This window comes from Streptomyces sp. Y1 (assembly GCF_041053115.1).
In the GTDB taxonomy this organism is placed as follows: Bacteria; Actinomycetota; Actinomycetes; order Streptomycetales; family Streptomycetaceae; genus Kitasatospora; species Kitasatospora rubellomurina.
In genome coordinates this window covers 1036863-1058195 of sequence record NZ_CP163445.1, presented here as the reverse complement: position 1 = coordinate 1058195, position 21333 = coordinate 1036863, and the positions used below count along the sequence as shown (strand labels likewise).

Here is a 21333-nt window from a genome sequence, read left to right as displayed (position 1 = left end):
GGGGGCGGGCCGTGCGCTGACCCCCGGGGCCGCCGACCGGCAACCGCACGCCCGGACGACCGCTGGTCCGCCGGGTGCGCCGCCCGCACGTGTCGAACTCACGCTGCTCACGCTGCCGCCCGGAGGCACCAGCATCATGACGACCACCGCCGCCACCGACCGCCCCTCGAACGATCGTCCCTCGAACGATCGTCCCCGAACGGGCCGTTCGACCCCGACGCCCGCCGCGCCCGTGCCCACGGCGGCCGACCGCCCGGCGGCCGACCGCTCGGCCGTCGAGGCCGCCCTGGCCGGGCTGCCCCGGGTGGTCGACCTGCTCGCCGCCCGTGCCGAGGAGCACGACCGCGACGCGACCTTCCCGTACCAGGGCATCGAGGCGGTGCACGAGGCCGGACTGCTCACTCTGACCGTCTCCCCCCGGTACGGCGGACCGGGCGGCACGCTCGCCGACACCGTCCGGGTGCTCGCCCAACTCGGCCGCGGGGACGCCTCGGTGGCCGTGGTCACCGCGTTCACCCTGCTCCAGCACGCCGCGCAGGCCCGCCGCGCGCTCTGGCCGGCGGCCGGCTACCGGCGGCTGATCACCGAGTCCCGGCGCGGGCCCGCGCTGGTCAACACGCTGCGGACGGAACCCGGCGACGGGCCGGGCGAACCGCCCCGGACGCTCGCCCGGCGGGACGGCGACGGCTGGCTGCTGACCGGCCGCAAGACGTACTGCACCGGCGCCGAGGCGCTGGCCTGGATGGCCGTCACCGCCCGGACCGACGAACCCGAGCCGAGGGTCGGGACGTTCCTGGTCCGCGGCGAGAGCGAGGGCCTGGAGATCGACCCGACCTGGGACCAGCTCGGCCTGCGCGCCAGCGCCGGCCACGACGTCGTGCTGGACCGGGTCCCGGTGCCGGCCGACCTCGCGCTCGGCCTGCGTCCCGTCGAGCCGGCCGGGACGGACGTGGCCGAGGGAGCCGAGGGGGCGGACCGGACGGAGGAGGCGGAGGAGGCCGAACTCGCCCGCGCCTGGCACGATCTGGCCCTCGCCGCGGTCGCCCTCGGCGTCGCCCGCGCCGCCGAGGCCTGGCTGATCCGCTTCCTCAACCAGCGCACCCCGGCGAACCTCACCGAACCGCTCGGCACCCTGCCCCGCTACCGCTGTGCTCTCGGCGAGATCGAGGCCCAGCTGATCGGCGCCGAGGAACTGGTCGCCGGCCTGGCGCCCCGGGTGGACCGGGGCGAGCCGGACGCCGTCGCCCGGACCGGCCCCGCGCACCTGCTGGCCACCCGGGCCGCCACCGCGGCCGTCCAGCAGGCGGTGGCGCTCACCGGCAACCCCGGGCTGAGCCGGCGTCACCCGCTGGAGCGCTACCTGCGGGACGTGCTGAGCAGCCGGGTGCACCTGGCCTCCGAGGAGGCCGTGCTGGAGGCCGCCGGTCGGGCCGCCCTGGAGCGCGGCACCCGGCGCTGAGGCAGCCGGCTCCCGCGGCGCGGCCCGCCGGGCGCGCCGGAGGGCCGTCCGCCAGAAACCGCCAGCCCCGTGGCGGCCCGCCCCCGCGACCGTCCGGGAGACGGCTGTGCCCGCGCCTCCCGGACGGAAGGCGCGGGCACAGCCGTACGGCGGTTCAGCGGGTGCCGACCGCGGCCCGGACGGCCCGGCGGGCCAGCGCGGCGTCGTCGTAGAGCCGGCGGATCATGATCCGCTGCTCCTCGCCCGCGCCCGGCACGTCGTACAGCCGGATCTCCCGCATCAGCACCAGCACCAGGTTCACCAGGAACGCGTCCCGGGCCATCGTGCCGCCGCTCTGGGCGAGTTGGCTGATCTGGCGGCGGGCGGCAGTGTCGCCGGAGAGCACGCTCCACAGCACCGCCAGGTCGTAGCCCGGCAGGTACCAGCCGGCCTGCTCCCAGTCGACCAGCACCGGGCCGGACGGCGCCAGCAGCATGTTGCTGAGCAGGGCGTCGCCGTGGCACAGCTGCAGCGGGGTGTGGCCGAGGCCGTGCATCAGGCCGCGCAGGTCGCCGGCGTCCCGGTCGGTGAGCTGGCCCACCGAGTGGTAGCGGGCGATCTCCAACTGGTAGTCCAGGCGCGGCTGGAAGACGTCGCTCGGCGGCCGCCAGAGGTTCAGCGTCCGGACGGCGCCGAGCAGCGCCCGCACCTCGCCCGGGGTGGGCGCGTTGACGGGGTGGCGCTCGCGCGCGGCCGGCCGGCCGGGCACCCGCTCCATGACCAGCACGCAGCGGTCGTGGTCGGCCGCCACCAGCCGGGGCAGCCGCACCGGCGGGCGGTGCCGGACGAACGCCCGGTACACGGCGACCTCGTGGTGGAAGTCGGCCACCAGCTGCTCGAAGTACTCACTCCGCACCGCCTGCGGCGCCAGGCACTTGGCCACCACCGGGGCGCGCCCGATGGTGCCCGCCACCAGGATGTGGCGGCTGCCCTCGCGCAGCACCTGGCGCGGGGTGAACGCGGGACATATCCGCGCGACGCTCGCCAGCGCGGCCCGTACCGCCGGGGTCTGCAGCGCGGACGGGTCGATCCGCTCGGCGCCGACCGGGGCGCCGGGCCGCATCGGACGCCGGATCAGCTGGCTGTCGGCCTGGCGGGCGAGCGGGAGGCGCTGCCCGGCGGGCACGGCCGTCTCGGGGGCGCGCAGCCCCAGCGCCGTACGGCCGACCGGGACCCGGGCGTCCGCGGACCGGCCCTCGGCACCGCGCGGCGCGACCGGTCGGACGCCCGGGGGCACCTGCTTGGGGCCGGGACGGCCGGCGGCTGCGGTGGGGGGGCGCAGCGCGGTGCGGGTCGCGGTGGGCGTCGGGGTGGTCGCTGAGGAGTACATGGGCTGAGGGTGGTCCCTTCCGGTCCGTCTGCGGGTGCGGCCCCGCTGGGCGGGGGAGGGCCGGCGCGCGTACTTCCTGGGGGGCGCGCGACGGCGTCTCTGCTTCGGTCGGTGGGTGGTGCGCGGGCGCCGGGCACGGACGCGGGGTCGGAACCCCTGGGTGCGGTCGACCGGCCGTCCGCACCCTGGGGAATGCGGTCGGCCGGACTGCCGTGGCCGTGCCCGGCGCCCCCGCGCCACCCGGCCGCGCCACCCCCTCGGGTGAGGACCGGGAGCGTCCCGTGCCACGGTCGGGGGACTGCCCCGACGCCGGTGGGACGCCGCCCGACCCGGGGGCGAGGTGGCGCACTCCTACAAGACACCCGCGGCGCACTGGCTGAGTAGCCTGGCGGACCCTGGCGAACGGTAGCGAATGCTCGCCCGGCACATGCCGGACGCTCTAGCCTCGTTGCAGCCGAGGAACCTGGGGGCTTCATTTGAGCAGGGGACCCAACACCCGACTGGCGGACCTGTTCGTCCTGACCGGATGGTCGAAGGGCGAGCTGGCGCGGCTGGTCAACCGCCGGGGTGCCGCGATGGGGCAGCAGCAGCTGTCCACCGACACCTCGAGGGTACGGCGCTGGATCGAGCAGGGGGAGATCCCCCGCGATCCGGTGCCGAGGGTGCTGGCAGCCGTGTTCACGGAGCGGCTCGGCCGTGTCGTCACCACTGAGGACCTCGGTCTGGAACGACACCGGCCCACCAGGTCCGGAGCGGCGCCGTCCGCAGCAGTCCCGTGGTCGCCGGATCGAACAGCCGCGGTCCTCACCGAGTTCACGGGAATGGACCTCATGCTGAACCGACGTGGATTGGTGGGCGCGGGTGCCGCGCTCACGGCCGGGGCGGTCATCGCCGACTCGTTGAAGGGCTGGCTGGGCGGGGACGCCGTCGCGTACGCGGCCGCGGTCCCCGGGCCGCGACAGGTGGTCACCGGGGGCGGGGCGCGCCCGACGGTGGACGTGTTCGACGCGGGCCCGGTCGGGCCCGACGAGGTGGAGTCGCTGGAGCACTCGGTGCAGGTGTTCCGGGCCTGGGACGCGGCCCGCGGCGGCGGCCTGCAGCGCAAGGCGGTGGTCGGTCAACTCAACGAGGTGGGTGGTCTGTTGACCCACCGCCACGAGCCCGCGGTGGAGCAGCGGCTGTGGCTGGTCGCGGCCAACCTGGCGGTGCTGGCCGGCTGGATGTCGCACGACGTGGGCCTGGAGCCCACCGCCCAGCGGTACTTCATGATCGCGGCGGAGGCGGCGAAGGAGGCGGGCGACCGTCCGCGCGCCGGGGAGGCGATCTCCCGGGCGGCGCGTCAGATGGTGCACCTGGGGCGGGCGGACGACGCGATCGACCTGATGACGGCCGCGAAGGACGCCGGCGGTCGGCTGCAGCCCAGAACGCGGGCCATGTTCAACACCGTCGAGGCGTGGGCGCGCGCGTCGATCGGGCACTCGCAGGACACCTACCGGCTGCTCGGCGAGGCCGAGGAGTTGTTCTCCGAGGGGTCGCCGGAGCCGCCGCCGTCCTGGATGCAGACGTTCGACGAGGCCGAACTGCGCGGCATGCAGGCGCTGGTGCTGCGCACGCTGGCCGAGCACGACGCGACGGCGCTGCCGCAGGCCCGCCGGCACGCGGAGCGGGTGATCGCGCTGCGCGAGGGCACCGGGCGGCTGCGCTCGGCGCTGTTCGACCGGATCACGCTGTCCTCGGTGCACTGGATCGCGGGCGATCCGGACGCGGCGGAGTTCCAGGCGAAGATGGTGCTGAACCTGATCGGCCAGAACTCCTCGCACCGGACCTGGGACCGGCTGCGCGAGATGTACCGGCTGACGGCGCGCTACCGGGGGGTGCCGGCGGTGGACGAGCTGCGGGCGGAGCTCGGGCGGCAGCTGCGGGTGGCGGACGCCAAGAACCGGCCGAGGCCGTCCTGACGGGCGGTCGGACGCACGGGCGGGCGCGCGGTCTGGCGGTCGGGCCGGCGCGGTGGCGGCGGAACGGGCGGAGCGCGCGCGACGGAAGGGGCGCGCGCAACGGAAGGGGCGCGCGGGCCGGAGGCCGGCTCAGAGGTCGGGGACCGACCGGAGCAGCAGGCGCAGCGCGGTGACGGTGCCGTCCGCGCCGAGCACGGGCTCGCCCGCGCAGTCGACGCTGTCGTGGTGGCCGTCGGCCCGGCGGACGCGGATCGTGCCGGCGGTGGTGCGGCCGTGCACCAGGGCGTCGGTCATCATCCGGCGCAGCAGCGGCCGATCCGCCTCGGGGAGGCGGTCGGGCAGCCGGTCGAGGCTGAGCGGGGCGTCGGTGGGGTCGCAGCCGAGCAGCAGGTAGGTCTCGGCGTTCCAGCGGACGTCGTCGGTGAGGAGGTTCCATTCGGCGGCGCCGATGCCGTAGGGCTCGGTGTCGTGGTCGTGTCCGCCGGGGCGCCCGTTGAGGCCGGGGCCGGACGGCTCCTGCGCCGTGCCGTCCACTCTGTCGTCCGTTCCGGTGTCCGTGCCGTCCGCCTCCGGGCGGCCGCCGTCCCGGCCTTCCGTCGCGCCCGCTCGGGCGCCGTCCGCGGTGGCGGCGTCCGGCGGGCGGAGGGCGGCCGGGGAGCCTAACGGCATGGTCATGACGGGTCCATCGCTCGGGTGCGGCCCGCCGGGTGCGGGCCGTGGGGTGGTGAGAAGACTGTCGCACAGCGTCGTCATCCGTGCGGGCGATTTGGACAGAACGCAGGCAAAATTCCCGTGGCATATGCCACTGTGGCGGGGGCCTCCGTCGCCCTGTGTGCGGAAGCGGTCCCGAGGCGGTAACCTTCGGTGATTCCGGCGCCCGGGCGCCCACCGCAGTACCGACCAGAGACCCCGGCGACGGAAATCCCGTTGCCACTACGACCGCCGCAACGGATGCTGACCTCATGTTCGAGCCAGTGATAGCACCTAGTGCCAGCCTCCTCGGCCTCCTTCAGCGAGGCCGCGGTGACGGGCAGCTCCACGCGCTGGCCGCCGACCGTACCGAGGCCATCGCCGCCCTGGAGGAGTGCGTCACCAGAGATCCGCGAGCCGACTGGCAGGTCGAGAGCCGCTCTCTGTACTACGCCCGCATCTACATGGACCTCGAAGCGCCGCTCGACGGCATCGAGGACCACCTGCACTCCGCCGAGGACCTCGTCAGCGACGACGAGTGCCGCACCGGTCTCGCCCTCTCCGTCCTCGGCCACCTCGCCGCCTACGGCCGTCGCGACGCGCTGCTGATGCTGCGCGAGTACGCCGCCACGGGCGCGAACTGGGCCTGGGCCCTCGACGAGCTCGCCCTGCGCGACGACGACCGCGGCCTCCTGCTGCTGGGCACCGCCGTGCTGGACCGCTTCCCGCCGGGCCCCGAGGGCGACGCCGAGCTGCGCGAGTTCATCCGCAACGCGTACGAGCCCCGGCCCTGGCGGCTGTGGGCGGCCTACCACCCGAGAGTGGCGGCGGCCAGCGAACAGTCCCCCTTCGACCTCTGGCAGCGCCAGCTCAACCGCAGCGGCGTCACGCCCGGCTGGTCCACCGCCGACGTGCTGGCCTGGGCCGACCAGGGCGAGCTGGGCGGCCTGGGCGCCGGCGCCTTCCTCGCCCGGTCCGAGCAGCCGCGCCCCGCCGAGGACCCGTCCGCCCCCGACGCGGTGGACCGCCGCGCGGCCGCGGCCGCCCGCTGCCTGACCGCCGTCGTGCGGCCCGAGGACCGCCCGCTGCTGCTGGAGGCCGCCGCGGGCGGCCTGCCCGGCGCCCGCCGGGCCGCCCTGCGCCACCTCGTCGACCAGCGCGACCCGGCCGCCATCGAGCTCATCGAGGCCGCCGCCGCGGACGTGGACGACCGGATCGTGCGGGCCGCCCTGGAACTGCTCGGCCGGATGCGCGGCCCCGAGGTGCTGGCCCACGCCCGCCGCTGGGCCGACCCGGCCGGCGGCGCCGCCGACAGCGCGCTCGGCGAGGCCGCCGTCCGGCTGCTCGCGGACGTCGGCGAGCCGGCCGACGCGCCCCTGGTGGTCGCCGGCCTGCGCCGGTGGATCTCGGCCAAGGGCGTGACGGGCTGCGGGCTCGGCTCGCTGGTCGACGGTGCGGGGCGGCTGGCCGCCGCGGACGCCGTCCCCGTGCTGCGCCACATCTACGGGGAGGCCGCCTCCTCCGACCTGCGCGGCCGTGCCGCCCAGGCGCTCGCCGCCACCGATGTGCACTTCCCCGAGGGGCCCGCCGTCGAGTGCCTCTGGGACTGCGAGGAGTCCACGCGCGAGCTCGCCGCGCGCCATGTCGCCACCACGGGCGACGCGCGCGTGCTGGAGCGGCTGCGCAGGCTCGCCGCCGACCCGGCCGAGGAGGCCGAGGTCCACGCCGCCGTCCGGGGGCGGCTGACCAAGGCCCGGGAGTTCGGTCGCTAGGGCCGATCAGACGCGAGAGCGGTGGGCCGGGACGGGTGTCCCGGCCCACCGCTGTTCTCCGGGCCGGTCTCTTTGAAACGCCGTTCTACTTGATCGAGCCCGCGTCCGGCGCCAGGACGCCGCCCGCGACCAGTCCGATGATCAGGATGCCGAGCAGCACCCGGTAGACCACGAACGGCACGAAGCTGTGGTGCGAGACGTACTTGAGGAACCAGGCGATCGCCGCGTAGCCGACCACGAAGGCGATCGCCGTCGCCAGGACCGTCGGCCCCCAGGCGGGCGCCGGGCCCTCGCCGATCTTGAACAGCTCCAGCGCGCCGGAGGCGAGCACCGCCGGGATCGCGAGCAGGAAGGAGTAGCGGGCCGCCGCCTCCCGGCTGTAGCCGAGCAGCAGGCCCGCGCTGATCGTGCCGCCGGAGCGGGACACCCCGGGGATCAGCGCCAGTGCCTGGGCGAAGCCGAAGGCGCCGGCGTGCGGCAGGGTGAGGTCGGTGATCGGCCGGGCGTGCCGGACGGCGCGGATGCGGTCGGCGAAGGCCAGGACCAGGCCGAAGACGATCAGGGTGGTGCCGACGATCCGCAGGTCGCGCAGGTGGGTCTCGATGCTGTCCTGGAACAGCTTGCCGAGGATGCCGATCGGCAGGGTGCCGATGATCACGAACCAGCCCATCCGGGCGTCCGGCTCGGAGCGCAGCGCCGGGCGGAACAGCGACAGCGCCCAGGTCCGTACGATCGCGGCGATGTCCCGGCGGAAGTAGATCAGCACGGCGGTCTCGGTGCCGAGCTGGGTGACCGCGGTGAAGGCCGCGCCCGGGTCGTCCCAGCCCAGCAGGGCGGAGAAGACCCGCAGGTGGGCGCTGGAGGAGACGGGCAGGAACTCGGTGAGGCCCTGGATCAGGCCGAGCACGGCCCCGTGGAACCAGTCGATCACCGGGCACCCGCCGCGGCTGTCGGTCGGTCGTGGTGCGGGTGCGGCATGGTCGGGTCCTCGCGGGTCGGGGGCGGGCGTACGGGCGTGCCGCTGCCCGTGCGACCCCCCGGCCGCGTGCCGGCCCGGCGCGCGGCCCGATAGTACGGGGTGAAGATGACAGTTCTTGGTTCACCCTTTAATCGGGCTTTGCGTACCGGGCCGTCGGGGCTTCCGGGGCTTCCGGGGCTCCCCGGGCGTCAGCCGGTCGGCCGGGCCCGGACCCAGACGCGGTCCTCGGTCAGGTACGTCTCGATCCGCAGCCCGGCCTCCGCCAGCGCCCGCTCGAACTGCTCGTCGCTGAGCGGGCGGGACAGGAAGGTCTGCGTCCAGCGGCCGTCCGGGAACTCGTACTCGACGTGGACGGAGTGCACGCCGTCGCCGACCGGCGTGGAGGAGACGACCCGGGCCAGGCCGGCGCCGACCGGGGTCTCCCGGGGCACGCTCCGGTGCACGTCGGCGCCCTCGCGCTGGATCAGCACGCAGCCGTCCTCGGCGACGTGGCGGCGGCAGGTCTCCAGCAGCCCCTGGCGGACCTTCGCGTCACCGGCGTGCACCAGGAAGGAGGCGAGCAGGACGACGTCGAAGCGCTCGCCGAGGTCCAGCCGCTCGATCGGGCTGCGCACCGTGCGGACCTGCGGGCGCACCCGGGCCAGCATGTCGGCGGACTCGTCGACGGCCGTCACGGTGAAGCCGCGGTCGGCCAGCGGGTGCGTCATCCGGCCCACGCCGCAGCCGAGTTCGAGGATGTGTGCGCCGGCCGGCACCGCGGCCTCGATGACGTCCGGCGCGTCGCCCGCCGGGAGGCGCAGCCACATCTCGACGGCGCAGCCGTCCGGGGTGATCGCGCCCGGTCCGGTGCCGTCGTAGCCCGGGCGCCGCTCGTCGCTCGTGTGCGTGTCATCGCTCATGTCCGCCATCCGAACACGGGTGGTTCGGGGGTGGAAGCCCGCTGCCGCGGCGGGTTTCGGTCACTTTGCGGCGGGCTCGCCGAGCTCGGCCAGGGTGGCGTGCAGCCAGCCGAGTTCGGCCTCGCTGGTGGCGCGGGCGACCAGGAGCAGGCCGCGCCGGAACGGGTCGGCGAACTCCTCGGCGCCGAGCGGGCGTTCGCCCTCGTAGAAGAAGCTCGCCGGCTCGGCGAGGAAGGCCAGCCGGCGGCGCAGCACGGCGGCCTGGGCGGCGGGGTCGGCGAGGTGGCGCAGGAAGGCGAGCAGGGTGAACCAGCGGTTCTCGTCGCTGATGTCCAGCGGCTCGGGCTCGCGCAGCCGGTCGCGCAGGGCGGTGCGTCCGGCCTCGGTGAGGTGCAGGGTGTGCCGGGGTGCGGCGGCGGTGCCCGGCTCGGTCTCGCGGACCAGCAGGCCGGCGGTCTCCAGGCGTTTGATCGCGGGGTAGAGCGTGCCGTCGCTGATCGGGCGGACGTGGCCGGTGAGGGCGCTGAGGTGGCGGCGCAGTTCGTAGCCGTGCAGCGGTCGGTCGTACAGGAATCCGAGGATGGCGAGCTTCAGCATGGGCCCACTGTCGCAGATCCGTCCCTCGGCCTATGGGTATATCGCTACCGCTATACCTCGCGGTCGAGGTATGGTCGAGGGGCTTCGGGGCGGTCCCGGAGAACCCGGAGAAGGAGCCCCGCAGTGCGCGAAGCCCCCGTCACCCCGAACGGCGACCGGATCCGCTGGGTCGAACTGCCCGGCGCCGAACCGGCCCGGGTCTATCTGCACGGCCTCGGCGCGACCTCGCCCGCCTACTTCGCGGCCGCCGCCACCCACCCGCTGCTCGCCGGGCGCCGTTCGCTGCTGCTCGACCTGCTCGGCTTCGGCCTCAGCGACCGGCCCGCCGACCGCGCGTACACCCTGGAGGAGCACGCCGACACCGTCGCGGCGGCGCTCACCGCCGCCGGGGTCGAGGCCGCCGAGGTGGTCGGCCACAGCATGGGCGGGGCGGTCGCGATCGTGCTCGCCCACCGGCACCCGCGGCTGGTGGCGCGGCTCGTCCTCGCCGACGCCAACCTCGACCCGATCGCCCCGGCGCCCGCCCGGCCGGGCAGCAGCGGCATCGCGAGCTGGACCGAGGCGGAGTTCCTGGCCGGCGGGCGCGAGCAGGTCGCCGAGCGGGTGGGCCCGTTCTGGTGGTCCACGATGCGCCTCGCCGGCCCCGAGGCGCTGCACCGCAGTGCCGTCCACCTGGCCCGCGCGACCGTCCCCACCATGCGCGACATGCTGCTCGGCCTCGACCTCCCGCGCACCTTCCTCCACCCCCTCGCGGACGGCGAACCCCGTGACGCGGACGGGCTGCGCGCGGCGGGCGTGCGGGTGGTGGCGCTGCCGGACTGCGGGCACAACCTGATGATCGACAACCCGGACGGCTTCGCGGCGGCGGCCGCGGCGGCGCTCGCGGCCTGAACCGCAGGCCCCCTAGGCTGGCCGACCGGACCGTTCGAGAGGAGCCCGCCGATGCCCGTGGTCGTCCCGTCCGCGCTGGTGGCGTCGCTGGAGGAGTTCTTCGGCCCGGACGGGCGGGCCTGGTCCGCCCGACTGCCCGCGCTGGCCGGGGAGTTGCTGCGGCGCTGGGAGCTGCGCCCGGACGGCCCGCCGGCGCACGGCGCGGTCGCGCTGGTGCTGCCCGTGCGCCGCGCCGACGACACGCCCGCCGTCCTCAAGCTGCAGCCGGTGGACGAGGAGACGGCGGGCGAACCGCTCGCGCTGCGGGCCTGGGGCGGGCGCGGCGCCGTCCGCCTGCTCGCGCACGAACCCGCCACCGGCAGCCTGCTGTTGGAGCGTCTGGACGCCGGGCGCTCGCTGCTCGACCTGCCGGACGGCGAGGCCGCCCTGCGCGTCCTGGCCGAGCTGCTGCGGGACTTGACGCTCCATCAGGCGCCAGCCGGGCTCCGGGACTTGGCGCAGGTCGCGGACCGGCTGCTGCGCGCCGCCCCCGGGGCGGTCGGCGCCCTCGCCGACCCGGCCGAGCGGCGGCTGCTCGCCGACTGCGCGGCCGCCCTGCGCGAGGTCCGCGCCGAGCCCGGCGACCGGCTGCTCCACTGGGACCTGCACTACGGCAACGTCCTCGCCCCGCTCCCGGGCGGCGGCCGTACGGAGCCCTGGCTGGCCATCGACCCCAAGCCGCTCGCCGGGCACCCCGGCTTCGAACTGCTCCCGGCGTTGCGCAACCGCTGGGCGGACGTGCTCGCCGCCGACGACCCGGCCCGCGCCCTGCGCCGGCGCTTCGACCTGCTGACGGAGGTGCTGGAGCTGGACCGCGCGGCCGCTGCTGCCTGGACGCTGGCCCGGGTGCTGCAGAACGCGGTCTGGGCGGCGGGGGACGGCGCCGGGGCCGCACTCGACCCGGCCCAGCGGGCGGTCGCCGAGGCGCTGTCGGGGCGGTGAGCCGCGGACAGGACTCAGCAGCTGAGCAGGGCCCGTTCGCCGACCCGGCGGACGGCGGGCACGCTCACGCGAAGGCCTCGACCCGGATGCCGGCCGAGGCCAGGGCGCCGCGGATGCGCCAGGCGAGCTGGGCGGCGCCGGGGGTGTCGCCGTGGACGCACAGGGAGCGGGCGGCGACGGGGATCCGCTCGCCGCCGGCGGCCTCGACGGCGGCGTCCCGGGCGATGCCCACGGCGCGGGTGATCACCGACTCCGGGTCGTGCACGACGGCGTCGGGCTCGCGGCGCGGGACGAGGGTGCCGGCGCGGGTGTAGGCGCGGTCGGCGAACGCCTCGGCGACGACCGGAAGGCCGACGCCCTCGGCGACGGCGAGCAGCCGGGAGCCGGGCAGGCCGAGGACGGGCAGCGGCCCGTCGCAGACCGCGCCGGCCCGCAGGACGCCGGCGACCACGGCCTCGGCCTGTTCGGAGTCGTCGACGGTCCGGTGGTAGAGGGCGCCGTGCGGTTTGACGTAGGAGACCCGGGAGCCGGCGGCGCGGGCGAAGACCTGGAGGGCGCCGATCTGGTAGGCGATCTCGTCGGCCAGCTCCTCCGGAGGGACGTCCATCGCGCGGCGGCCGAAGCCGGCCAGGTCGTGGTACGAGACCTGGGCGCCGATCCGGACGCCGCGTTCGGCGGCGAGCGCGCAGACCCGGCGCATCGTCGACGGGTCGCCGGCGTGGAAGCCGCAGGCGACGTTGGCGCTGGTCACCACGGACAGCAGTGCCTCGTCGTCGGTCAGGGTCCAGCGCCCGAACCCCTCCCCGAGATCCGCATTGAGATCGATCACCGCATCGGCCACGCCCGTCCGCCTCCCAGCAGCTGTTGTGCCAGATGGTAGGGCCTGCGGATGAAGCCCGTGTTCCGTGACCCGACCCCCGCGCACGCACCGGCGTGCGGCGCCGCCCCCGCGCCCCGGGGCGGCGCCGCCGGGCCGATCGGCTCAGCTTTCGGCCAGTCGTGCCATGAAGGAACGTTCCAGCGGGCGGAGCGCCCGCAGCACCATCAGCAGCGGGATGGCGCCGAAGACGCCGAACGACATGTCGACGAATCGCCAGAGCACCGGGATCCCCCGCAGCGGCCCGCAGAACAGCGCCAGCGGGATGACGGCGCCGCAGGCGATCACCGCCCAGCGGATCACCCAGATGTTGCGGACCGGGTCCTTGATCGGCCCCCAGAAGGCGGCGGCGATCACCAGGTGGGCGAAGGCCAGCCAGTCGGTGCCGTACGCCAGGAAGGGGTACCGCTCGTCGGTCTCGACGATGCCCTGGTGGACCCGTTCGAACCAGGCCGTGACGGCCGGGAAGTGGTCGGTCACCGGCGCGGCCGGCCCCGAGGCGAACTCGACCAGCCAGCGGCTCTCGGTCTCCAGCGGGAAGGCGGTCAGCCCGCTGAGCACCAGGCACACCACGAAGAACCGGAGCCACCGCCGGGCCCTTCGCAGGATGACCGCGGGGTCGACGTCGTCCATCTCGCACACCTCCGGACGGGCACGCCGGTCGGGCGTGCCGGGAGAGCAGGACGGGCCTTGTGCCGCCTGCGCGGAACCGACTCTAGACCCTGCATTTGAACGCGTTCAACGCACCCTCTTGAACGCGTTCAACGAGATCCCTCGAACGCGTTCGGCGCGCGTTCAGCACACGTTCAGCACACGTTCGGAGCGGACCGGATCCCGTTGGGGCCACGGTCCGGATCCGGCCGGAACCCCGCCCTCCGGCCGCGTCCGGAGCCGCCCGCAAGGTCCGTTTCGGTCGATGTCGGTGCGAACCTCTAATCTTGTCCACCGTGACCGCCATCGCAGACCAGCCCACCGAGCCCGGCCTCCGGCCGTCCGCCGGCGCGTCCGGCCCCGCCGGTGCCGTCGGCGTGCCCGCCCCGCGCCCCGCGCCCGGCCCCGCCGCCGACGAGGGCCTGGCCCGCCGGCTCAAGGCGCTGGCCTGCACCGCCCCGCTGCACGACCTGGACAACCGCAAGGTCAACCTGGCCGGCGAGTACGGCGGCTACGCGATGGCCGAGGTCGGCCTCGCCGCGATCGACCTGGTCACCCTGCACATGGACTTCGACACCGGGGCCGACCGCGACATAGTGCTCGCCCGGCTGCTGCCCCGGGTCGCCGCCCAGGCCCCGACCCGGCCCGCCGCCGAGCACGAGCGGGTCGCCCGCTGGGTGCTGGAGTCGATGATCAACGTCGGCAGCGTGGACCGCGGCTTCCGCGCCGTCTACGGCACCTTCGGCGCGGACGGCGAGTACGTGCGCCGCGACTACGACTTCAAGCTCATCGAGGAGGTCCCCGGCCCGGACGGCGGGGTCTACCTGCGCACCACCGACGAGGCGGTCAACGTCCTGGTCGGCGCGCTGGACACCGACGTCACCTCGGCCCAGATCGCCGCCGAGGTCAAGCTCGAGGTACTGATCCGCCGCGGCCGCCTGGCCGACGCCCAGCTCGCCGCCGAACAGGCCCGCTACCGCACCGTCCAGTACGCCGAGACGCTGCGCCGCGCCCTGGAGGCGACCCGCCGCAACGTCCGCGCCGTCGACTGGATGCGCACCATCCCCGACCTCATCGACGAGGCCCTGGACCACATCGCCGACCGCTACCGGCACGAGAACGCGATTCTCACCAACATCCGCAAGGCCCGCGACGAGGCCGAGCCCCACACTCCCGAAGGAGCGGAGCACAAGCGCCGCGCCGCCGAGCTGCTCGACATCGTCAAGGACTGCATCCGCCGCCACACGAAGCTGCAGACCCGCCTGCTGGAGGCCGGCCCGCTGTTCCGCGCCGAGCAGGACCGGCAGGCCTTCGCCACCCCCGGCGCCCGCAGCGGCATCGACCTGTACGGGCAGCTGCTCGCCCCCGTGCTGCGGCTGCCGGTAGAGCAGGCCGTCCGCCCCACCGGCGCCTTCTTCGCGCGCGGCGCCGGGCTGCGCACCCCCGTCTCCGTCCGGGTCGCCGACCTGGTCGACCTGCTGCTCACCCCGCCCGTCGAGCGCGAGCACCTCGGCGCCGAGCTGCCCGACCCGGACCTGGTCGCGACCCCGGACGACAGCCGTTTCTCCGAGGCCCAGCTGGAAGCCGCCCTGCTGCTGCTCGACCTGCCCGCGGACGCCCCCCGGCGGCTGTCCGGCCTGCTCGCCGAGGCCCGCACGCAGGACCCGGACCTGCCGTACCTGGTCGCCCTGCTCGCCGTGCACGCCGCCAGCCCGCCGGTCGGCACCGCCTACCGCCAGGGCGAGGAGCGGCTGCTGTTCGCCGTGGACGACGGCACCCCGCTGCGCGACCCGGAGTTCGGCGGCGCCGACCTGATCGTCGGCAGCGCCCTGCTCGACGCGGCCGGCATGGCCGCCGAGCGCAAGGACGCCGGCTGAGCCGCCGGGACGACCGAGTTGACGAACCACCACCACCGCGCCACCCCCGAGGAGCACCGCCCGTGACGACCCACCACGACACGTCCTGGGCGGCCGAGACCGAACCCGCGGCCCCCGCGCCGATCACCCCGGCCGACGTCGCCGACGCCGCCCGCCTGGTCTCCTTCGGCCTGCAGGCCAAGCTGCTGCCCGCCCGCGACGCCGAGTACGCCGAACTGGTGCGCCGCCACCGCGAGGACCCGCCGTTCGCCCGCCTCGCCGACGCCGTCGCCACCGGCATGGGCCTGGTCGTCCTGGAGGTCTCGCCGCGCGCCGGCATGGCCGTCGCCGCCGCCGAGGACTCGCTGTTCGCCGTCCGGATGGGCGACTACTCGCGCCGCGCCGCCACCGAGTCCACCGACCGCTTCCTGCACGGCCTGGCCCACCTCGCCGTCGCCGCGATGGCCTTCCCCCGCCCCGAGGACCTCGCCGACGACGGCTACCTCGGCCGGATCACCGTCAACGGCGTCGACTCCTTCGTCCGCCAGGCCTGCCGCCGCCTGGAGGAGCAGGCCGACGCAGACGGCGCCAACACCGACCCGGCCTCCGACGCCCCCGGCCTGGAGGCCGCCTGGCGGGTGTGGTCCCGGCGCACCGCCACCGGCGCCACCAAGGACGCCCGCCGGCTCTCCGGCTCCACCACCGGCATCGTCGCCAAGGCCGTGCTGTTCCTGGTCGACTCCGGCTTCCTGCAGAAGGTCTCCGACGACTCCGGCGGCACCTACCGCACCACCGCCCGCTACCAGCTCCAGGTCCGCGACCTGGCCGGCAGCGCCGCCATGGCCGAACTGCTCGACCTCGGCGTCGTCCCGGTCTCGGACGGCACCGCCAGCCTGCTGCCGCCCGACACTGCCGACGACCTGGTCGCCGACGCCGGCCTGCCGTTCCACTCGCTCTGACACCCGCCCAACTCACGTAGACCGCATAGACCGCATAGACCGCACGGAGAACCGCCGCACATGTACGAGCTGAACCGGGTCCGCCTCTACTCGATCGGACCGGCCGGCGCCCGCTACGCCGACACGGTGCTCGACCTGCGCGGCGTCGGCGAGCCCGTCGCCGACCCGGCCCCGCAGCAGATCGGCCTGTTCGGCGAGGACCCGGACGGCCCGGTCCGCCGCCCCGCCCCGGCCGGCGTGCTGTTCCTGGAGAACGGCGGCGGCAAGTCCGTCCTGCTCAAGCTGATCTTCTCGGTGATGCTCCCCGGCCACCGCAACACCCTCGGCGGCGCCAGCTCCGGCGTGCTGCGCAAGTTCCTGCTCGCCGACGACTGCGGCCACGTCGCCCTGGAGTGGCAGCACACCGTCACCGGCGAACTGATCGTGGTCGGCAAGGTCAGCGAGTGGCGCGGCCGCCAGGTCTCCTCCGACCCGCGCAAGTTCGCCGAGACCTGGTACTCCTTCCGCCCCGGCCCCGGCCTCACCCTCGACTCCCTGCCGGTCGCCGAACGGGTCAGCCTGGCCGGCGACCAGAAGGCCCGCGGCCGCCGCCGCACCATGAAGGGCTTCCGCGACGCCATGGCGGAGGCCGGCAAGGCCCACCCGCACCTCGACCTGGTCTTCGAGGACGGCCACGACCGCTGGACGGAACACCTCGGCGAACTCGGCCTCGACCCCGAACTCTTCCGCTACCAGCGCGAGATGAACGCCGACGAGGGCGAGGCCGCCGGCCTCTTCGCGGTCAAGCACGACAGCGACTTCACCGACCTGCTGCTGCGCGCCGTCACCGACACCCGCGACACCGACGGCATCGCCGACCTCGTCCACGGCTTCGCCGCCAAGCTCGGCCGCCGCGCCGAACTCACCGCCGAACGCGACTTCACTGCGGGCTCGTTGGACCTCCTGGAGCGCATCGCCGAGGCCGCCGTCGCCCGCGAGTCCGTCCGCGAGGCCCACCGCACCGCCGAACGCCGCACCCGCCGCCTCGCCCAGGCCCTCGGCACCCGCGCCGCCGCCGAACGCGACCGCGCCCAGGACCTCGCCATCGAGGTCGCCGCCGCCGCGAGCGCCGTCACCGCCGCCGAGGCCGACCGCACCCGGCACAGCCTGATCGTCGACGAACTCACCTACCGGCACGCCTCGTTGGGCCTGGCCGCGGCCACCACCGACGCCGCCGCGCTGCGCCGCGAACTCACCGACGCCCGCACCCTGCACTCCGCCTGGCAGGCCGCCGAGGCCGTCCTGCGCCACCGCGCCGCCGCCGACCGGGTCGCCCGGGTCGCCGCCGCCATCCGCGAGGCCGAACTCGACGCCGCCCCCGCGCTCGCCGCCCGCGCCCGCGCCGCCAGCGCGCTCGCCCGCGCCCTGGAGGCCGCCGCCGCGGCCGCCGAGGCCCGCGCCGACACCGAGGAGCAGCGCGCGAGCGAACTCCAGGAGGACGGCGCCAAGGCGCAGTCCGACGCCACCGAGGCCGCCACCGCCGCCCAGAAGGCCCGCAGCGAGTCCGAGCACCTGCGCCAGCGCCTCGCCGAGGTCGAGCAGGAGACCGCCGCCGCCGTCGAGGCCGGCTTCATCGACGCGGACGGCGACGTCGACCCGGCCCGCGCCGCCCTGCACGCCGCCGACGTCGAGAAGGCCGCCGCGGCCGCCCTCGCCCAGGCCCGTACGGCCGCCGAGAGCGCCGCCGCCCGGCTGCGCGAGGCCGCCGCCGCCACCTCCCGCGCCGAACTCGCCGCCGAGCGAGCCGGCGACGCCCGCCGGGCCGCCGCCCGGGCCCTCGCCGTCGAGCAGCGCACCGCCGCCCTGCTCGCCACCGAGCAGCGCCTTGCCGACCTGCTCTCCCTGACGCCCTACCAGGAGGGTGCCGAGGAGGACGCCGGCTTCCTCACCCCCGCCGTGCTCGACCGCAACGCCGAGTACCTGCGCGAACTCCTCGACGAGTCCATCGCCACCGCCGAGCGCACCCTCTTCGACCTGCGCACGGCCGCCGCCGACGACTCCCGCATCCTCGCCGCCCTCGGCGACGGCGGCCTGCTGCCGCCCGGCCCCGACGTGCTGGCCACCGTCGAGTACCTGGCCGAGCACGGCATCCCCGCCCTGCCCGGCTGGCGCTACCTCGCCCAGTCCGTCGACCCGGCCGACCACGAGGCGATCCTCGCCGCCCGCCCCGAACTCGTCGACGGCGTCGTGGTCACCGACCCGGCCTCGCTGGAGCGCGCCCGCGAGGCCCTGCGGTCCGCCGCCCTGCTGCCCCGCTCCACCGTCGCCGTGGGCGCCGCCGCCTCGCTGATCGCCCCGATCACCGACGAGCCGGCCTTCTTCCTGGTGCCGCCCAACCCGGCCATGCACGACGAGTCCGCCGCGGACGGCGAACGCCGCGAACTGCGCACCCGCGCCGCCGCCCGCGAGGAGCACATCCGCGAGCTCGCCGGCCGCCTCGGCGCCGACCGGGCGCTGGCCGCCCGCCTCGCCTCCTGGCACGCGTCCTGCCCGCCCGGCACCCTCGCCGAGCTCGCCGCCGCCGCCGAGGCCGCCCGCGAGCACGCCGAGCAGTCCACCGCCGCCCTCGCCACCCTGCGCGCCGACCACGACGAGGCCGAGGCCGACCACGCCGCCGCCGCCTCGGCCCACGAGGAGCACCGCGAGAGCGCCCAGCGCGCCCGCCGCCGCGCCGACGCCCTCTCCGGCCTCGCCTTCCGCCTGCGCGAGCGCGCCACCTGGGCCCGCCGCCAGCGCGAACTCGCCGAGGACGCCGCCGAGTGCGACCGCCGCCAGAGCGTCTGCGCCGAACGCGCCCGCACCTGCGACGAGGACCGCCGCGCCGCCCAGCGCGCCGCCGACGACGCCCGCCGCACCGGCCGCGCGCTGCGCGGCGAGCGCGCCGAGATCCCCGCCGCCGAGCAGACCGAGGACGCCGCCGAGCAGACCGCCCCCGCGGCCCTGCCCGCCCTGCGCGAGGCCTACCGCGCCGCCTCCCAGCTGTACGAGAAGGTCGGCGTCGGCGCCGACCTGCGCGCCGAACAGGCCCGCGCCGAGGGCGACGAGGCCACCGCCGCGGCCGAACTCGACCGTCTCACCAACAAGGTCCGCACCCGCGCCGAGGAACTGCTCGGCAGCCCGGACGGCGCCGACGGCCCGGCCCGCCAGGCCGCCGCCGCCCGCGCCGAGGAACTCGTCGCCACCATCGAGGCCCGCTCCGCCGCCGCCAGCGAACAGCTCGGCCGGCTGCGCGGCGAGGCCGAACGCTCCGCCCCCGCGGACGGCGAGGCGCACACCGAGCTGCCCGAGGACCTCGTCCCCACCGACCCCGAGCACGCCCAGGCCCTGCTGCGCACCGCCACCGGCCGGCTCGCCGAACGCCGCGAGGCCCTGGACGCGGCCCGCACCGCCCACGCCGACCTCCAGCGCACCTTCGACGCCGCCCAGTCGGCCGCCGCCGACTTCGACGAGCTCGCCGGACAGCTGCGCGACGGCCTGCGCGACCACCCGGAGGAGGACGGCCAGCCCGTCGAGCCCTACCTCGGCTCGCTGCCCGAGGCCCGCACCGCCGCCACCGACGCCCGGCGCGGCCTGCGCACGGCCGCCGGCGAGCTGTCCTCGGCCGAACTCGCCGTCCGCGACACCTCCGACGCCCTCGTCCGGCACGCCAACGCCGCCCGTTACGAGGCCGTCCGCACCCCCGCCCGCCAGCAGATCCGCGAACTGCCCGCCGCCGCCCTGCCCGAGCACGCCGCCAACTGGGCCGCCGCCTTCGCGCCCCGGCTGCGGGTGCTCACCGACGAGCTCGCCCAGCTGGAGAAGAACCGCGGCTCGATCGTCGACCGGCTGCGCGGCCTGGTGGAGTCCTCGCTCACCACCCTGCGCGCCGCCCAGCGGCTCTCCCGGCTGCCCGAGGGCCTGGGGGAGTGGTCCGGCCAGGAATTCCTGCGGATCCGCTTCGAGGACCCGGACCACGCCACCCTGGTCGAGCGCCTCGGCGAGGTCATCGACGAGGCCACCCGCGCCGCCGTCAGGAAGAACAGCGACCTGCGCCGCGACGGCATGTCCCTGCTGCTGCGCGGCGTCGCCGCCGCGATCGGCCCCAAGGGCGTCAGCGTCGAAATCCTCAAGCCCGACGCGGTGCTGCGCGCCGAGCGCGTCGGCGTCGGCCAGATGTCCGACGTCTTCTCCGGCGGCCAGCTGCTCACCGCCGCCATCGCGCTGTACTGCACGATGGCCGCGCTGCGCGCCAACGACCGCGGCCAGTCCCAGCTCCGGCACGCCGGCACGCTGTTCCTCGACAACCCGATCGGCCGCGCCAACGCCACCTACCTGCTGGAGCTGCAGCGCGCCGTCGCGGACGCCCTCGGCGTCCAACTCATCTACACCACCGGCCTGTTCGACACCACGGCGCTCGCCGAGTTCCCGCTGGTGATCCGGCTGCGCAACGACGCGGACCTGCGGGCGGGCCTCAAGTACATCTCGGTGGAGGAGCACCTGCGCCCCGGCCTGCCGGCCCCGCAGGACCCGGACGGCCCGACCGTCCACGGTGAGATCACCGCCACTCGGATGTTCAAGCGCCCGGCGGAGGCGGCCGCAAAGCCCTAACGTGGGCGGCATGGTGACCATCGCGCAGCTCAGTGACATCCACCTCGGTCAGGTCCAGCGGCACGACGGGGGCAAGCGGGCCCGGCGGCGGGCCGAGCAGGTGATGGCGTACCTCGACGCCCTGCCCGGCCCGCTGGACGCGGTGCTCGTGACCGGCGACCTCGCGGACCACGGCCTGCCCGCCGAGTACGCGCAGGTCGCCCGGGTGCTCAAGTCCCGCCACCCGGTGCTCACCTGCCCCGGCAACCACGACGTCCGGGGGCCGTACCGGGAGGGGCTGCTCGGGGAGGCCGCGAGCGAGGAGCCGATCAACCGGCTGCACGAACTCCCCGGCGCCGACGTGCTGATGCTCGACTCGTCCATACCCGGGAAGCACGACGGCCTGCTCGACGACGCGACCCTGACCTGGCTGGACGAGCGACTGGCGGGCGGACGGACCGACCTGCCCGCCCTGGTGGCCTTCCACCACCCGCCCGTCGAACTGTCCATCCCGTACGTCGACGAGATCCGGCAGTTCGGCGAGGCCCGGCTGGCCGAAGTGCTGCGCCGTCACCCCCGGGTCGTGGCCCTGTTCTGCGGCCACTCCCACACCCCCGCCGCGACCACCTTCGCCGGGCTGCCGCTGCTGGTCGCGCCGGGCGTGGTCTCCACCACCACCCTGCCCTGCGAGGGCGGGCGCGGGATCTCCTTCGACCAGCCGCCGATGCTCGCCTTCCACGTCCTGCACGACGACCGCCGGCTCACCACCCACTACCGGGTCGTGCTCTGA

The 21333-nt window shown here is 76.0% G+C and carries 16 protein-coding genes; 9 read left to right on the top strand and 7 right to left on the bottom strand.

Annotated features, from left to right (window positions below; genetic code table 11):
• Positions 1 to 136 precede the first annotated feature (136 nt).
• A complete protein-coding gene (locus tag AB2U05_RS04415) occupies positions 137 to 1459 on the top strand; it encodes an acyl-CoA dehydrogenase family protein (RefSeq protein ID WP_369182480.1) in 1323 nt (440 codons plus the stop codon).
• A 154-nt stretch (positions 1460 to 1613) separates the two neighbouring features.
• Here the strand turns inward: AB2U05_RS04415 and AB2U05_RS04410 are convergent, their stop codons facing one another.
• A complete protein-coding gene (locus AB2U05_RS04410; protein WP_369182479.1) occupies positions 1614 to 2828 on the bottom strand; it encodes a phosphotransferase in 1215 nt (404 codons plus the stop codon).
• 476 nt (positions 2829 to 3304) lie between these two features.
• On the opposite strand from AB2U05_RS04410, the gene AB2U05_RS04405 reads away from it, so the two are divergent.
• Positions 3305 to 4786 carry a hypothetical protein gene (locus AB2U05_RS04405; RefSeq protein WP_045710110.1) on the top strand — a complete coding sequence of 494 codons (1482 nt, stop codon included), beginning with the start codon at positions 3305 to 3307 and terminating at the stop codon, positions 4784 to 4786.
• A 129-nt stretch (positions 4787 to 4915) separates the two neighbouring features.
• On the opposite strand, the gene AB2U05_RS04400 is transcribed toward AB2U05_RS04405, so the two are convergent.
• Positions 4916 to 5461 carry a PAS domain-containing protein gene (locus tag AB2U05_RS04400; protein WP_369182478.1) on the bottom strand — a complete coding sequence of 182 codons (546 nt, stop codon included), beginning with the start codon at positions 5459 to 5461 and terminating at the stop codon, positions 4916 to 4918.
• Positions 5462 to 5748: 287 nt separating this feature from the next.
• Here AB2U05_RS04400 and AB2U05_RS04395 point away from each other — a divergent pair, with 287 nt between their 5' ends.
• Complete coding sequence (locus tag AB2U05_RS04395) at positions 5749 to 7248, top strand: hypothetical protein (RefSeq protein ID WP_045701877.1); 1500 nt, start codon at positions 5749 to 5751, stop codon at positions 7246 to 7248.
• Between the two features lie 85 nt (positions 7249 to 7333).
• Here the strand turns inward: AB2U05_RS04395 and AB2U05_RS04390 are convergent, their stop codons facing one another.
• The 3 genes from AB2U05_RS04390 to AB2U05_RS04380 all read right to left on the bottom strand — a co-directional run bounded on the left by AB2U05_RS04390 (position 7334) and on the right by AB2U05_RS04380 (position 9723).
• Positions 7334 to 8179 (bottom strand): undecaprenyl-diphosphate phosphatase, encoded by an 846-nt coding sequence (locus tag AB2U05_RS04390; RefSeq protein ID WP_369182477.1) that lies wholly within the window; start codon positions 8177 to 8179, stop codon positions 7334 to 7336.
• 236 nt (positions 8180 to 8415) lie between these two features.
• Positions 8416 to 9126 carry a class I SAM-dependent methyltransferase gene (locus AB2U05_RS04385; RefSeq protein ID WP_369182476.1) on the bottom strand — a complete coding sequence of 237 codons (711 nt, stop codon included), beginning with the start codon at positions 9124 to 9126 and terminating at the stop codon, positions 8416 to 8418.
• Positions 9127 to 9186: 60 nt separating this feature from the next.
• Positions 9187 to 9723: a PadR family transcriptional regulator gene (locus AB2U05_RS04380; RefSeq protein WP_045710112.1), complete on the bottom strand. Its 537-nt coding sequence runs from the start codon at positions 9721 to 9723 to the stop codon at positions 9187 to 9189.
• A gap of 123 nt (positions 9724 to 9846) precedes the next feature.
• Between AB2U05_RS04380 and AB2U05_RS04375 the strand changes: the two genes are divergently transcribed.
• On the top strand, positions 9847 to 10614 hold the full coding sequence (locus AB2U05_RS04375) for an alpha/beta fold hydrolase (protein WP_045710113.1): 768 nt from the start codon (positions 9847 to 9849) through the stop codon (positions 10612 to 10614).
• A 51-nt stretch (positions 10615 to 10665) separates the two neighbouring features.
• The gene (locus AB2U05_RS04370; RefSeq protein ID WP_369182475.1) at positions 10666 to 11595 is read left to right on the top strand and encodes an aminoglycoside phosphotransferase family protein; all 930 of its coding nucleotides are present in this window, start codon (positions 10666 to 10668) and stop codon (positions 11593 to 11595) included.
• Between the two features lie 64 nt (positions 11596 to 11659).
• On the opposite strand, the gene AB2U05_RS04365 is transcribed toward AB2U05_RS04370, so the two are convergent.
• Positions 11660 to 12436, bottom strand: coding sequence for a LamB/YcsF family protein (locus tag AB2U05_RS04365; RefSeq protein ID WP_369182474.1), 777 nt, complete (start codon positions 12434 to 12436; stop codon positions 11660 to 11662).
• Positions 12437 to 12577: 141 nt separating this feature from the next.
• Positions 12578 to 13105, bottom strand: coding sequence for a hypothetical protein (locus AB2U05_RS04360; RefSeq protein ID WP_045710115.1), 528 nt, complete (start codon positions 13103 to 13105; stop codon positions 12578 to 12580).
• 395 nt (positions 13106 to 13500) lie between these two features.
• On the opposite strand from AB2U05_RS04360, the gene AB2U05_RS04355 reads away from it, so the two are divergent.
• The 4 genes from AB2U05_RS04355 to AB2U05_RS04340 all read left to right on the top strand — a co-directional run bounded on the left by AB2U05_RS04355 (position 13501) and on the right by AB2U05_RS04340 (position 21333).
• Complete coding sequence (locus tag AB2U05_RS04355; RefSeq protein WP_045701904.1) at positions 13501 to 15000, top strand: hypothetical protein; 1500 nt, start codon at positions 13501 to 13503, stop codon at positions 14998 to 15000.
• Between the two features lie 62 nt (positions 15001 to 15062).
• On the top strand, positions 15063 to 15938 hold the full coding sequence (locus tag AB2U05_RS04350; protein ID WP_369182473.1) for a hypothetical protein: 876 nt from the start codon (positions 15063 to 15065) through the stop codon (positions 15936 to 15938).
• 60 nt (positions 15939 to 15998) lie between these two features.
• Positions 15999 to 20564 (top strand): hypothetical protein, encoded by a 4566-nt coding sequence (locus AB2U05_RS04345; RefSeq protein ID WP_369182472.1) that lies wholly within the window; start codon positions 15999 to 16001, stop codon positions 20562 to 20564.
• Between the two features lie 10 nt (positions 20565 to 20574).
• Positions 20575 to 21333: a metallophosphoesterase gene (locus AB2U05_RS04340; protein ID WP_045704765.1), complete on the top strand. Its 759-nt coding sequence runs from the start codon at positions 20575 to 20577 to the stop codon at positions 21331 to 21333.